General features: G+C 76.4%; 12 protein-coding genes and 1 pseudogene. 8 read left to right on the forward strand and 5 right to left on the reverse strand.

What is annotated here, in order from left to right; translation table 11 throughout:
* Positions 1-32: 32 nt before the first annotated feature.
* The 3 genes from WDZ17_RS16525 to WDZ17_RS16535 all read right to left on the reverse strand — a co-directional run bounded on the left by WDZ17_RS16525 (position 33) and on the right by WDZ17_RS16535 (position 4,713).
* Positions 33-1,166: an alkaline phosphatase family protein gene (locus WDZ17_RS16525; protein ID WP_339576278.1), complete on the reverse strand. Its 1,134-nt coding sequence runs from the start codon at positions 1,164-1,166 to the stop codon at positions 33-35.
* Positions 1,163-1,831, reverse strand: coding sequence for a DUF5998 family protein (locus tag WDZ17_RS16530; RefSeq protein WP_339576279.1), 669 nt, complete (start codon positions 1,829-1,831; stop codon positions 1,163-1,165). The genes WDZ17_RS16525 and WDZ17_RS16530 overlap by 4 nt, the downstream gene beginning before the upstream one ends.
* Positions 1,832-1,971: 140 nt before the next feature.
* Positions 1,972-4,713 (reverse strand): bifunctional acetate--CoA ligase family protein/GNAT family N-acetyltransferase, encoded by a 2,742-nt coding sequence (locus WDZ17_RS16535; RefSeq protein ID WP_339576280.1) that lies wholly within the window; start codon positions 4,711-4,713, stop codon positions 1,972-1,974.
* A 141-nt stretch (positions 4,714-4,854) separates the two neighbouring features.
* On the opposite strand from WDZ17_RS16535, the gene WDZ17_RS16540 reads away from it, so the two are divergent.
* Both WDZ17_RS16540 and WDZ17_RS16545 read left to right on the forward strand, forming a co-directional pair.
* Positions 4,855-5,493, forward strand: a complete 639-nt coding sequence (locus WDZ17_RS16540; RefSeq protein WP_339576281.1) for a nitroreductase family protein — start codon at positions 4,855-4,857, stop codon at positions 5,491-5,493.
* Positions 5,494-5,553: 60 nt separating this feature from the next.
* Positions 5,554-8,073 (forward strand): DNA gyrase/topoisomerase IV subunit A, encoded by a 2,520-nt coding sequence (locus tag WDZ17_RS16545; protein WP_339576282.1) that lies wholly within the window; start codon positions 5,554-5,556, stop codon positions 8,071-8,073.
* Between the two features lie 331 nt (positions 8,074-8,404).
* On the opposite strand, the gene WDZ17_RS16550 is transcribed toward WDZ17_RS16545, so the two are convergent.
* Positions 8,405-9,280, reverse strand: coding sequence for a hypothetical protein (locus WDZ17_RS16550; RefSeq protein ID WP_339576283.1), 876 nt, complete (start codon positions 9,278-9,280; stop codon positions 8,405-8,407).
* Positions 9,281-9,397: 117 nt separating this feature from the next.
* On the opposite strand from WDZ17_RS16550, the gene WDZ17_RS16555 reads away from it, so the two are divergent.
* From WDZ17_RS16555 to WDZ17_RS16570, 4 genes and pseudogenes are all read left to right on the forward strand, one after another.
* The gene (locus tag WDZ17_RS16555; protein ID WP_339576284.1) at positions 9,398-9,700 is read left to right on the forward strand and encodes a S1 domain-containing protein; all 303 of its coding nucleotides are present in this window, start codon (positions 9,398-9,400) and stop codon (positions 9,698-9,700) included.
* 361 nt (positions 9,701-10,061) lie between these two features.
* A pseudogene (locus tag WDZ17_RS16560) lies at positions 10,062-10,319 on the forward strand (MmyB family transcriptional regulator); the annotation flags it as partial.
* A gap of 187 nt (positions 10,320-10,506) precedes the next feature.
* Positions 10,507-10,740: a hypothetical protein gene (locus WDZ17_RS16565; protein ID WP_339576286.1), complete on the forward strand. Its 234-nt coding sequence runs from the start codon at positions 10,507-10,509 to the stop codon at positions 10,738-10,740.
* A complete protein-coding gene (locus WDZ17_RS16570) occupies positions 10,730-11,041 on the forward strand; it encodes a type II toxin-antitoxin system PemK/MazF family toxin (protein WP_339576287.1) in 312 nt (103 codons plus the stop codon). Before WDZ17_RS16565 ends, WDZ17_RS16570 begins: the two co-directional genes overlap by 11 nt.
* Positions 11,042-11,098: 57 nt before the next feature.
* On the opposite strand, the gene WDZ17_RS16575 is transcribed toward WDZ17_RS16570, so the two are convergent.
* Positions 11,099-12,070 carry an RNA polymerase subunit sigma-70 gene (locus WDZ17_RS16575; RefSeq protein WP_339576288.1) on the reverse strand — a complete coding sequence of 324 codons (972 nt, stop codon included), beginning with the start codon at positions 12,068-12,070 and terminating at the stop codon, positions 11,099-11,101.
* A gap of 101 nt (positions 12,071-12,171) precedes the next feature.
* Here WDZ17_RS16575 and WDZ17_RS16580 point away from each other — a divergent pair, with 101 nt between their 5' ends.
* Both WDZ17_RS16580 and WDZ17_RS16585 read left to right on the forward strand, forming a co-directional pair.
* Positions 12,172-12,552 carry a nuclear transport factor 2 family protein gene (locus tag WDZ17_RS16580; protein WP_339576289.1) on the forward strand — a complete coding sequence of 127 codons (381 nt, stop codon included), beginning with the start codon at positions 12,172-12,174 and terminating at the stop codon, positions 12,550-12,552.
* A 220-nt stretch (positions 12,553-12,772) separates the two neighbouring features.
* Positions 12,773-13,282: a DUF1648 domain-containing protein gene (locus tag WDZ17_RS16585; RefSeq protein WP_339576290.1), complete on the forward strand. Its 510-nt coding sequence runs from the start codon at positions 12,773-12,775 to the stop codon at positions 13,280-13,282.
* The last annotated feature ends 213 nt before the right edge of the window (positions 13,283-13,495 follow it).

A 13,495-nucleotide genomic window follows, 5' to 3' on the forward strand; every position in this document is an offset into this window, starting at 1 on the left:
CCTCAGACCGGGCCGCCTCAGACCGGGCCGCCTCAGACCGGGCGTCCCCCGGCGGCGACGAGCAGCGGCACCTCGGTCTCGTCGTCCGTCCGCCCCCCGTGCAGGCCCACGAGCCGGGTCAGCTGCCGCCGCTGCGTCCGGGAGTCGTGGACGGCCACCCCCGGCGGGCAGGCGACGACGACGTCGCCGATCCGGGGCAGGACGTGCGGCGCGACGGGGCCGAACCACCCCGCCGCCACGGCCTCGTCCCGCAGGAGGACCTCGGCGTCCGGGCCGAGCCGCTCGCGCCAGCGGGCCTGGACGTCCGGCGCGTCGCCGGGGGCGCAGTAGAGCATCGGGGCGCGGGCCTCGCCGCCGGAGACGGGCACCCCCCGGGCGAGCACGGCGTCCTCGGCGAGGTCCGGACGGGCGAGCGGCACGTCGACCATGCCGTGGTCGGACGTCACGAGCAGCAGCGCGTCGGCGGGCAGGCGCCGGGCCAGCTGGCGGACCGCGAGGTCGACGTCGCCGAGCTCGCGGCGCCAGGCGTCGCTGCGCCAGCCGTGCTCGTGGCCGGCCTTGTCCAGCTCCCCCCAGTAGACGTAGACGAGGGTGCGGGGCGCGCTGCGGACGGCCGAGGCCGCCGCGTCGACCCGGTCCGCGAGGGAGCGCGCGGCCACGTAGGCGGGCCCCCGCAGCGCCGCCTCGGTGAGGCCGGAGCCGGCGAAGTGCCGCGGCCCGACCTGCACGCACCGCACGCCGGCGGCCGCGAGGTGCTCGAAGACGGTGGGCTGCGGCTGCCAGACGCGCGGGTCGACGGCGTCGTCCCAGGCGAGCTCGTTGAAGACCCGCCCGCGGGCCGGGTCCATCACCTCGTAGCCCACGAGCCCGTGGGCACCGGGCAGCAGGCCCGTCCCGAACGACGCCATGGACGTGGCGGTCGTCGACGGGTGCCCGGCGGCCAGGACCCTGCCGTGCCCCCTCAGCTCGGCGAGGAAGGCCGCGTCCCGCCCCGCCGCGGCGAGCTGCCGGTCCCCGAGGCCGTCGACCAGCAGGACGACGACGCGGTCGGCGGCGGGGAGCGGGAGGTCGACGGCCCGCTGGGGCGCGCCCAGCGCGAGCGCGACGGCGGGCAGGACGTCCGCCAGCGCGCCGTCGACCGGCCGGGGCGCGGGCGACGGGCTCACGCGGGCGGATGCCCGGAGCGGGCGCCGCCCGTCGCGGCCGACAGCGCGGCGGCGAAGCGCAGCGCCCGGCCGACGGCGTCCGCGCCGTCCGCCGCGGCGCTGACGCGCAGGACGACGTCGTCGCCCGCGAGCGAGCCGCTGTAGCCGTGGTCGGCCTCGCACTGCGGGTCGGCGCAGGTCGCCGGCTCGAGGTCGAGGCGCTGGACCGACCCCCAGCCGATGGTGACGGTGAGCTCGGCCACCGGGTCCCCGCCCCGGTAGCGGTCGGGTCGCTGGACCACGTGGGACAGGAGCACGGACCGCACCTGCGAGAGCGGGACGGCCTCGGTCGTCGCCGCGGCGGCGTGCGAGCGCGGGCCGCCCTCGACGAGGTCGGTGCCGTCGTCGGCGTGCGCGACCACGAGTCGGGTGGCGGTGAGGACGACGACCGTGACGTGCCGCCGCACCTCCTCCCCGTCGAAGGTCGTCTCCTGGTGCACCAGGTGCGCCCGGGTCTCCTCGCCGCCGAGGGCCACCGCGACGACGTCGGCGACGAGCTCGGGGTAGTAGCCCGCGTGCTCGACGGCGCGGCGCAGCTCGGGCGCCAGCGACTGCCCGGGCGCCCCCGCCCCCCGCTCCCCCGGGCCGGAGGGACGGGAGGGTCGGGACGGGCGCGAGGTCGGCACGGGCGGCATGCTGCCACCTGGGCCCGACAGCGCCCCTCCACCGGCCCCGCTCCCCCCGGCCCCGCTCCCCTGGCCCCGCTCCCCCGGCCCCGTTCCCCCGGCCATGTCCTGAGCGCGTCGCCGGCCGGGGGTGCCCGGCCTCAGCGCAGGACGCGCCGCGAGCCGGTGTCGGTGCGCCGCCGCTCCACCCGCTCCAGGCGGATCCGCGCCAGGAGCACCGACAGCCCGCGCGGCGACACGACGACCGGCGTGAGCGACAGCTGGGCGACCTCGGGCAGGTCGTCGGCGAGGACGCTCGTCCGGGCCAGCAGGTCCTCCAGCGCCGCGACGTCCAGCCGCGGCGAGCCGCGGTACCCGAAGAGCCGCGGCGCCGCCCGGATGCCCCGGACGAGGTCGGCGACGTCCCCGGTCGTCAGCGGCGGGATCCGGTGGGCCACGTCGCCGAGCAGCTCGGAGGCGTCCCCCGCGAGCCCGAAGGACACGAGCGGGCCGAAGAGCTCGTCCTCCATGCTCGAGACGGTCACCGGGACGCCCGGCGGGGCCATCGCCTGGACGAGGACCGGGGCGCCCTCGACGCCCGGCTGCGTGGTGAGCGCCGCCCAGTCGCGCCGCAGCTCGCCCTCGGTGGCGATGTCGGCGCGCAGCCCGGCGAGGTCGCGCCGGCGGCGCAGCGCCCGGTCGGCGAAGCGCAGCGCGACCGGGTAGCCGAGCTCCTCCGCCGCCGCCAGGGCGCCCTCGACGTCGGCCGCGGTGCGCGCGGGCTCCAGCGCGATGCCGTAGCAGGCGAGCAGACGCCCCGCGGCGGCGTCGTCCAGCTCGAGGGCGACCCGGCCGTCGTCGTCCGCGGGGACGCCCGCCAGCGCCCCGTCGACGAGCCGCCGCGCCGCCGCGGCGTCGACGCCGTCCGGCGCCACGCGGGTCCCGGGGTCCTTCTGCCGCCACTGCGCGTAGCGCACCGCCGAGACCAGCGCCCGCACCGCGTCCTCGGGGCTCGGGTAGGCGGGCACGACCCGCTCCTGCCCGTCCGGCCCGGTGGCCGCGAGCGCCGGCTCGACGCCGGCCATGCCGACCACGCACGCCACGGTCGTCCGGTCCGAGGCCGCCGCCGCCCGGGCGAGGACCCCAGCGACGTCGACGTCCACGCCGCCGACGGGCGGGGCGAAGCAGGCGACGACGGCGTCGGCGCCGTCGCGGCCGAGGGCCTCCTCGACGGCGGCGCGGCACTCCCGCGCGTCCGCCTCGGGGTGCACGGCGACCGGCTCGCCGGCCAGCACGAGGCCCCAGCTGCGCAGCGCCTCCGCCGCGAGCGCGCCGAGCGCGGCCGAGTTGCCGACGACGGCGACGCGGTCGCCCGCGGGCAGCGGCTGGGTCAGCAGCACCTGGGCCGTGTCGAAGAGCTGGTGCACCGTCTCGACCCGGATGACGCCGGCCTGGCGGAGCATGGCGTCGAAGGCCTCGGCGGGCGCCCGCGAGGTCCGCACCGCGTGCCCGGGCGGCGCCCCGCCCGAGCCCCCGGACTTGAGCACGACGACGGGCTTGGTGCGCGCGAGGCGGCGGGCGACCCGGGAGAACTTGCGCGGGTTGCCGACGCTCTCCAGGTAGAGACCGACGACGCTCGTCCGCTCGTCCTCCTCCCAGAACTGCATGAGGTCGTTGCCCGAGACGTCGGCGCGGTTGCCGGCGGAGACGAAGCTGGAGACGCCGAGCCCGCGCCGGGCGGCCGAGGAGAGCACCGCCACCGCCAGCGCGCCGGACTGGCTGAACAGGCCCAGCCCGCCGGCCGGGGGCAGCTCGGGCGCGAGCGAGGCGTTGAGCCGCACCTGCGGGTCGGTGGTCAGCAGGCCGAAGGAGTTGGGTCCGACGACGCGCATGCCGCCCGCGCGGGCGATCCGGACCAGGGCGCGCTGGCGCTCGGCGCCGGCCGGACCCGTCTCCGCGAACCCGCTGGAGACGACCACGACCCCCCGGGCCTGGACGCGGGCGGCGTCACGGACGACGCCGAGGACGGCGTCGGCGGGCACCGCGACGACGACGAGGTCCACCGGCTCGGGCAGGACCTGCAGGCTCTCCGAGGCGAGCACGCCCTCGACGACCGGCGCCTGCGGGTGCACGGCGTGCAGCCGGCCCGTGTAGCCGCCGCGCAGCAGGTCGGCGAGGACGACGCCCCCGACGGACCCCGGCGTGCGGCTGGCCCCGACCACGGCGACGGACCTCGGCGTCAGGAGCGACCGCAGGCTGCTGGCCTCGGCCCGGTGCTCGCGCGCCGACGTCACCGCGAGCGAGCGCTCCGTCGGGTCGATGTCGAAGGCCAGCGTGACCACGCCGTCGTCGTAGGCGTGGGTGACCTCGTACCCGGCGTCGCGGAAGACGCTCGTCATCCGCCGGTTCTGCGGCAGCACCTCGGCGACGAAGCGGTGCACGCCGCGCTCGCGCGCGGCGGCGGCGAGGTGCTCGAGCAGGACGGACCCGAGGCCGCGGCCCTGGTGCGCGTCGGCGATGTTGAAGGCGACCTCGGCGGTACCGCCCCCACGTCCCCCGCCGCGCTCGCGCTCGTCCGCGTGCTCGCCCGGCGACAGGCGGTCGTAGCGGCCGATGCCGATGATGTCCTCGCCGGAGGTGGCCACGAGCGCGACCCGGTCGACGTGGTCGACCTCCGTGAAGCGGCGCAGGTCCCGCGTCGACAGCCGCGGCATGGCCGAGAAGAAGCGCAGGTACACGGACTCGGCCGACTGCGCGACGTGGAAGCGCTGGAGCGCCTCGGCGTCGTCCGGCGTGATCGGCCGCAGGTGCGCCGTGGTCCCGTCGCGCAGCAGGACGTCGGCCTCCCAGTGCCGCGGGTACGTCGGCGCCGTCGAGGCGCCCTCACCCCGCGCGTCCTCCACGCCACGGAGGGTAGCGGCGGGGCCGGACGTCGCACGGGGCCGACCGCTCGTCCCCCGCCGGTCCCTCCCCCGCTCCTCCGGCGGGCTCCGTAGCCTCGGCGGGTCCGGCACGGCGCGTCGAGGAGGGGGGCTACGGAGCCCGTGGAGCTGCCCGACCTCGTGCGCGGACGGCGCGCCACCCGGTCCTTCGACCCGGCGGCGCCCGTCCCCCGCGCCGTCCTGCGCGAGCTCGTCGACCTCGCCACCCGCGCCCCCAGCGCCGGGGCGAGCCAGGGCTGGGACCTCCTGGTCCTCGACGAGCCGGACGACCTCGCCCGCTACTGGGCCGTCACGGCCGACCCCGCCCGCGGCGAGGACCGCTGGCTGCGCGGGATGCGGACGGCGCCCGCGCTCGTCCTCGCCTGGAGCCGCGAGGACGCCTACCGCGAGCGGTACGCGCGGGCCGACAAGACCTCCGGCGACCACGCCCCGGCCGACCTCGACGCCCGCTGGCCGGTGCCGTACTGGCACGTCGACACCGGCATGGCGGTCGCCCTGCTGCTGCTCGCCGCGGCCCACCACGGGCTCGGCGCGTGCCCCTTCGCCGTCCCGGCCGCGCGTGTCGACGCCGTCCGCGCCGCGTTCGACGTCCCCGGCGACCGGACGCCGGTGATGGCGGTCGCGCTCGGCGTACCCGCGCCGCACCCGGACGGGCCCGCGCCCGGCGGGCCGCGCCCCTCGCGGCGGCGGCCGCTCGACGACGTCCTGCACGGCGGGCGGTTCGGGCGGCTCCTGCGCTGAGGCGGAGGTGCCGCCGCCGCCTCCCGAGGTTCTCGCGGCGGGTCGGCGAGGATGGGGGCCATGGCCCGTCGCACGCCCACCCCGGCCGCCCCGCCCCCCGGCGAGGGCCGTGTCGTCGACATCGACGTCGCGGCCGAGATGGAGGGCAGCTTCCTCGAGTACGCCTACTCCGTCATCTACGCGCGGGCGCTGCCGGACGCGCGGGACGGCCTCAAGCCGGTGCAGCGCCGCATCCTGCACGCGATGTCGCAGCTGGGCCTGCGCCCGGACCGGCCGCACGTCAAGTGCAGCCGCGTCATCGGCGAGGTCATGGGCAAGTGGCACCCGCACGGCGACTCGGCGATCTACGAGGCGCTGGCGCGGATGGCGCAGGACTTCAGCCTGCGGCTGCCGCTGGTCGACGGGCACGGCAACTTCGGCTCGCTCGACAGCGGGCCGGCCGCGCACCGGTACACCGAGGCGCGGATGGCGAGCGCCGCGACGGCCATGGTCGCCGGCCTGGACGAGGACGTCGTCGACCTCGTCCCGAACTTCGACGGCTCCCTGCAGCAGCCCGGCGTGCTGCCCGCGGCGATCCCGAACCTGCTCGTCAACGGGGCCAGCGGCATCGCGGTCGGGATGGCGACGAACATGCCGCCGCACAACCTCGTCGAGGTCGTCGCCGCCGCGCGCCACCTCATCGAGCACCCCGACGCGACGCTGGAGGACCTCCTGCGGTTCGTGCCCGGCCCGGACCTGCCCTCGGGCGGGCGCGTCGTCGGCCTGGACGGCGTCCGCGACGCCTACCGGACCGGACGGGGCACCTTCCGCACCCGGGCGACGACGCGGGTGGAGCAGATCACGCCGCGCCGGCGCGGCATCGTCGTCACGGAGCTCCCCTACGGGGTCGGCCCGGAGCGCGTGCTCGAGAAGATCGCCGACGCCGTGAGGAGCAGGCGGCTGCAGGGGGTCTCCGACGTCCAGGACCTCAGCGACCGGACCAGCGGCCTGCGCCTCGTCGTCGAGATCAAGTCCGGGTTCGACCCCGACGCCGTCCTCGAGCAGCTCCACCGGCTGACGCCGATGGAGGACTCCTACGGCGTCAACAACGTCTGCCTCGTCGACGGCCAGCCGCAGACGCTCGGCCTGCGCGAGCTGCTGACCGTCTACGTGGGGCACCGGCTGGACGTCGTGCGGCGGCGCAGCGCCTACCGCCTCGCCCGGGCGAGCGAGCGCCTGCACCTCGTCGAGGGCCTGCTCGTCGCCGTCGCGGACATCGACGAGGTCATCGCCGTCATCCGCTCCAGCGACGACGCGGCCGCGGCCCGCGAACGGCTCATGACGGTCTTCGACCTGAGCCAGGCGCAGGCCGACCACATCCTCGAGCTGCAGCTGCGCCGGCTCACGCGCTTCTCCACCCTCGAGCTGGAGACCCGCCGCGACGAGCTGCGCGCGACGATCGCCGAGCTGGAGGCCGTCCTCGGCGACGAGCAGCGGCTGCGGACCGTCGTCTCCGACGAGCTGGCCGAGGTGGCCCGCGAGCACGGCACGCCCCGGCGCACGGTGCTGCTGGAGGCCTCCGGCGCCGCCGCGCCGACGGCCCGCGGTACCCGGGGACGGGCCCCGGCCGTCCCGCTCGAGGTCCCGGACACCCCGTGCTGGCTGCTGCTGTCGGCCACGGGGCTCATCGCCCGGACCTCGGGCGCGCCCGACGCCGACGACCCGCCGCCGCCGGTGCCCGCGGGGCTGCCGGGGGCCGACCGGGCGGCGCACGACGTCGTCGTCTCGGCCGTGCGCACGAGCACCCGCGGCGAGGTCGGTGCGGTGACGAGCCGCGGGCGCGTGCTGCGGCTGCCCGTCGTCGACGTCCCGGCGCTGCCGCCGACGGCCGGGGCGCCGTCGCTGTCCGGCGGGGCGCCGCTCGGCGACTTCGCCACGGCGCTCGGGCGTGGCGAGCGGGTCGTCGCCCTCGCGCGGCTCGACGTGCCCGAGGGCGCCGGCGGGCTGGCCCTCGCGACGGCCGGCGGCGTCGTCAAGCGCGTCGCCGCGGGCGAGGCCCCCGCGCGGGAGGAGTTCGGCGTCGTCGGCCTCAAGGACGGCGACGAGGTCGTCGCGGCGCTCGACCTGCCGGGCGAGGACCGCGACCTCGTTCTGGTGACGAGCGACGCGCAGCTCCTGCGCTTCCCCGCCGCGGCGGTGCGGCCGCAGGGACGCTCGGCCGGGGGCATGGCCGGGGTCCGGCTCGCGCCCGGCGCCCGTGTCGTGGCGCTCGGCGCCGTGGCCTCCGGCGCCGAGGACGACGCGGTCGTCGCGACGGTCGCCGGCTCCGCGGGCGCCCTGCCCGGGACGGAGGCGGGGACGGCGAAGGTCACGCCCTTCGCCGAGTACCCCGCCAAGGGCCGCGGCACCGGCGGCGTCCGCTGCCACCGCTTCCTGCGGGGCGAGGACGCGCTGGTGCAGGCCTTCGTCGGCGTCGGCCCCGTGGTCGCCGGGGCGTCCTCCGGTGCGGCCGTGCCGCTGCCCGAGGAGGTCGGCCGCCGCGACGGCTCCGGCGCGCCGCTGGCCCAGCCCGTCGTCGGGCTCGGGGGCCGGGTGGCCTGAGGCCGCTCCCCGGACCGGCCGTCGACGACCCGCGGTCGCCTGCTCGCCGGTGCCGACGACCTCGTCCAGGCCCGGCCGGACGAGCTGGGCGACCACGTCGTCGAGGGCATCGAGGTCGAGCCCTTCGTCGCGTCGGTGGACGGCGTCGACGTCGGGTGGCGCGTCGGGCGGTACGACGGGGCCTCCTCGTCGTCTTCGCGGCCCGCCGGATGGCCCGTGGCCTGGAAGCGGTCGACGACCACCTCGAGTCGACGTCGCGGGTCGGTCACAGCCGCCGCCCCGTTCCTCGACCAGGTCACGGTCGACCGTCGGGACGTGTCTCAGTGGCAGCTCACGCAGTGCCGGTGCGTGCGCTGCTCCGGCGCACGACCGGCTTCTGGACGTCCTGCCAGGTGACTGACCGCGACTCGCTGCCCTCCTCGCGACGGAGTCCGACCTCGTCGAGGACGAGGTCGTCGAGGTCGCTGGTGACCGCGGCGGCGCCGGCCTCGACGGCGTCCCGCACGGCGGCGTAGGCGAGCGCGGCGGCGACGGTGGGCGGGGTGCCGGGGACGACCTCGAGGACCTCCAACCGAGCCGGTCCCGCTGCTGGTCCGTGCGGCTCCGGGGTGGCGACCGCGGCGTGGCCGACGGCAGGCAGGTCGCGGACGTCGCGGTAGGCCCAGACCCAGGTGAGCAGTCGTCCCTCCCTGTGGGCGCGCCGGGCGACGGCGACGTCCAGGCCCACGTCGGCCAGGTGACCACCGGCGTCGCCCGTGGGACCGAGGTGGACGTCACCGAGGTGGTAGCCCTTGGGCCGGACGTCGGTGGCCTCGTCGGTGCTCAGGAAGGTGACGTCGCCGACCCGGGTACGGGTGGCGCGGCGGACCAGGCCGGTGTCGAGCTCCTCCATCAGCGACCACAGGACCTCGACGACCCAGTCCTCCAGCGAGACGACGGGCAGGCCGGTGCTGACCCCTGGCGGACGGGAGGGGTCGTCGTCGGCGCCGTCGGGCCGCAGCGGGAAGGCGAGGGCGTAGAGGCACGGGTCCTGTCGCCAGCGCAGCACCACGACCACGTGCTCGTGACCGGAGCCGTCGGTGGGCTCGCCCGGCAGGGCAGGGCGGACGTCCAGACCGGTGAAGCCCTCGGTCACCCCTCCCCCGCCGAGCAGACGCTCCCGCAGGGCCTGGAGCACCAGCTCACGTGACCACGGGAAGTCCGCCATCGCGGGAGCGTCGCACGCAGACGTCGCAGCCGCCGCCACCATCGAACGGCGCGGACGACCGCCATCCGGGGCGGCGGGCACCACCCACCGCGGCCCTGGCGTCGGCACGATGGGACCGTGACGGTGACAGCGGTGGTCCGTGAGTGGGACGAGGCCGAGGGCTGGGGCGTCCTCGACTCGCCGGAGACCCCCGGCGGATGCTGGACGCACTGGTCGAGCGTCGCCGTCGACGGCTTCCGCGGCCTCGCGCCGGGCCAGGACGTGCAGCTCGAGTGGGAGGCGGCGGACCAGGACGGCTACGGCTACCGCGCCCTCAGGACGTGGCCGGGAGGCGCCGACCCAGTCGAGCACCACGGCTCCGACGACCAGGGCGCCTACAGCAGCAAGCTCACGATCCGCTTCGACGAGGACCCGGGCTGATCACTCGCTGCCGGCTCGCTGCAGCGTCCGGTGACGATCGCCTGCGCGGAGGGCTGGGCAGGCACGCTGAGCAGATGCGCTGTCCAGCCGTGCCTCGGACGTCACACCCAGCGGATGGCTCAGAGGGCTCGTGGAGCGGTGCGTCCTGCGGGTGGCGGCCGGAGGCCCCACCTACGGCTACGCCATCGCCGCCGACCTCTCCGCCGAAGGCCTCGGGGGACATCAAGGGCGGCACCCCCTACCCGCTGCTGGGCCGCCTGGAGAAGGACGCCCTCGTCGGCGTCGGGGGGCGCACCGGTGGCAGCGGTCCAGGGCGTGAGCACTTGCCGTCCCCGCAGCCGGCCCTTGGCAGCCCCTGCGTGTGGGTCGGCCCCGGCGAGGACGAGACCTACCGCGACGCGATCGTGGGCGACCTGCGGTTCGCCTACCTCGAGCACCCCGACGACGCCGAGCTCGCCGACCTGATCAACGCCCTGCACGAGACCAGCCCCGATTCGTTGAACGTTGGACCGCCGCCCGCCCCGCTCGCCACCGCGGCGTCCGCACGCACGTCGACCATCCCGACGTCGGCCCCCTCGTCCTCGACGGCGACGTCCTGCAGGTCCCCGGCAGCGACCTGCGGCTGGTCCTGTACTCCCCCGCACCGGGCACACCCGACGCCGACCGCCTCGCCCGGCTGACGACTCGGAACGCGCCCGCCCCTGACTCGCCCAGCGAAGGACGACGGGCCAGAAGTTCGACGAGCGCAGATCGCAAGCCGGTCCTCGCGTGGGACGCCGTCTTACATGACGTGGGACACTCGCCTCGTGGCAGAGACGATCACCTTCCGCCCCGACGAGGACGCCCGGCGGGCCCTGGCCGCCCTCACCGCCGACGGCACAGCGGTCTCCGCCGTCGTGCGCTCCGCGCTGGTCGAGGCGGCCCGCCGAGCCGCGCGAGAGCGACTGCACGCCGAGGCTGCCGACCTGGCCGCCGACCAGGCCGATCGCGCCGAAGCAGCTCAGGTCCTGCGGGACATGGAGACGCTGCGTGCGTGGTGACCTCCACCGCCTCCGGTCCCCCCGCGGGGCGCGTGGTCACGAGCAGTCCGGTGCGCGCTTCGCCGTCGTCGTCCAGTCCGACGACCTCCCGCTGTCGACATGGCTCGTCGCGCCGACCTCCACGTCGGCGCGTGCCGCGTCCTTCCGCCCCGAGGTGGACGTCGAGGGCCGTGCCACCCGGGTCCTCACCGAGCAGACCGCCGCCGTCGATCCCGAACGGCTCGGCGCAGCAGCCGGCGTCCTCTCCCACGAGGAGATGCAGCGGGTCGACGCCGCGCTGCGCCTCGTCCTCGAGCTGTAGGCGCTCTCCGCAGACGATCGGCGACGGGACGTCTCCTGAGCGGAGAGCCTGACCGCGTCAGGTCAGGACTGCGTCGATCCGGTCGGGCAGGCCGAAGCGTCGGTGCAGGTCGTCGTCCAGGAAGCGGACGAGCCCGGTGATGCGCTCACCACCGTCCGCAGGGAGCACGACGACGAGCCCGCGGGCGGCGCCGGCGAGGTAGCACGCGAAGGCCGGGCTGCCACCGGCTCGCACCGGGACGAGGTGGTACCGGCCGCCCGGGCGGCCTCGGGCGCTGGACCGGAGGAACCGAGCGATGGCCTCCGGCCCGTCGTACTGCTGCGGGGCCGGCGGCATGGCCAGCCACGCCGAGTCCGTCAGCAGCGCGACCATCGCCTCGACGTCGTCACGGGCGAAGGCGTCGGCGAACCGCTGAGCGGTCCGAGCGCAGGCCTCGTCCCGCGCGGTGCGTCTGCTGACTGGCACCGCCGCGCGCGCTCTCTGCAGGAGGCCCTTGACCGCCGTTGCTCGGGTGTCGAGGACCTCAGCGGTCTCGGTCAGGCTGAAGCCGAGCACGTCGCACAGCACCAGAGCCGCGGCCTGTCGCGGCGGGAGGGCCTGCAGCGCCGCGACGAAGGCGAGCTCGACGCTCTCTCGCGCCAGCGTCCGCGCCGCGGGGTCCACGGCGTCCAAGAGGGCGTCCGGGTACGGCTGCAGCCACGAGGCCTCGAAAGACCCGGACGGCTCGGGGGGCGTGAAGGGCGGTACGGGGGCCAGCTGAGGTCGCCTGCTCCGGGTGCGCAGCATGTTCAGGCACCGGGTCGTGGCGATCCGGTACAGCCACGTGCGCGGGGACGAGCGCCCGGCGAAGCCGCCCAACCCACGCCAGGCCGCGACCAGCGTCTCCTGCAGCGCGTCGTCGGCGTCGTCCACGGACCCGAGGATCCGGTAGCAGTGCGCGTGCAGCTCGCGGCGGTGGCTCTCGACGAGACCGGAGAAGGCTGCCTCGTCGACACCGGCGCGCGAGATCTCCGCGCGCTCGTCGCTCACGCCCGGAGCGTGGCACGGCATCCGGCCTGCTGAACCGTTCCCATCGGCCCGGCCGCGGTGTCTACCTCTCCGTCGACAGCCACCCCAGGACGGAGAACACCGTGACCGTGCACCCGCAGACCACCGAGACCGCCCTGACCTACCACCGCGCCTGGACCTCGGGCGACATGGACGCCGCCATGGCCTGCGTCGCCGACGACGTGACGTTCGACACCCCCGCCGGCAGGCTCGAAGGCGCGGAGGCACTGCGGGCCTTCATGGAGCCGTTCGCCCGCGGCCTCACGTCCTCACACGTCCTGGGCCTCCACAGCACCGATGACGAGGCGATGCTCATGTACGACACCGCGACGGTCCTGGTGCCGAGTGCGCCCGCCGCCGAGTGGTACCGGATCAGCGAACAGCGCATCCGCGCCGGCCACATCATCTTCGACCGCCTCCCCTTCGCGCTGGCGCGAGGCACCGTGACGCCTCAGCAGACCTGAGCCGGACGCACGTCCTGATGGGCGACCCCCCGTCGGCGCAGCTGCGGCCGCTCGAGGCGGGACGTCGGCACTCCCCCGCAGTCGCCCACCGTTGCGACGGCCCCCTGAGACCGCCATCCCCTACCGGCGCTCTCTCCAACACGCGTCGGAGATGTCCTACCCCGATCGCCCTCGTCGGATCACGTCCGAGACGGTGGGCTTCATGCGTGCGCTACCGGTCTTGTTCACCACGACCGTCGCCGCCCTCGTCGCCGTCCTGGTCTGGTCCGCCGTGACGCTCCCCGAGCGAGTACCGCAGCACTACGGCCTCGACGGGCAGGCGGACGCCTGCACCAGCCGCACCGCCTACCTCGTGGGCGCCAGCATCTTCGTCGCCGTGATGGTCACCGTCTTCGTCGGCTGCGCCCACCTGGCTCTGCGAGGCGACCTCGAGTGGTTCGACGTCCCCCACGCCGACTACTGGAAGCACCCGGACAACGTCGACCGGCTGCGGCGCATGGCCGCGGACGACGTCTGGCGCCTGGGCAGCGCGACCTTGCTGCTTCTGATCGCCCTGGGCGTGGCCACCGCTGTCGTCGCCGACGACCCGACCCCCTCGCTCGGGGCGTGGTGGGACGTTCTTTTCGTCGCCTACATCGCCGGGGCCGTCACCTGGTGCTGGTACTTGGTCAAGCGTCGCTACGCACCACCGAAGAGCGCTACCGACCGGTCAGCGCCCGCCGACCAGTGACCACCCGCTTCCGGCCGCTCGACGACGTCCGTGGCGGAGGCCCGCAAGGCCGTCCAGGAGGAACACCTCGCTGGCGAGGACGCGGGACGCGAGGCGTCGTCAGCGCGTCCTCAGCCCTCCTGTCGCCGATCGGCTACCGGCACGCTCCGCGTGACCATCCTCATCCGGACGCCATCCGGTGAGGACGCTGGCATCGCCTCAAGCGGGGGCGCG

Origin of the sequence: Pseudokineococcus basanitobsidens, from assembly GCF_037482545.1 — a bacterium.
Classification (GTDB): Bacteria; Actinomycetota; Actinomycetes; order Actinomycetales; family Quadrisphaeraceae; genus Pseudokineococcus; species Pseudokineococcus basanitobsidens.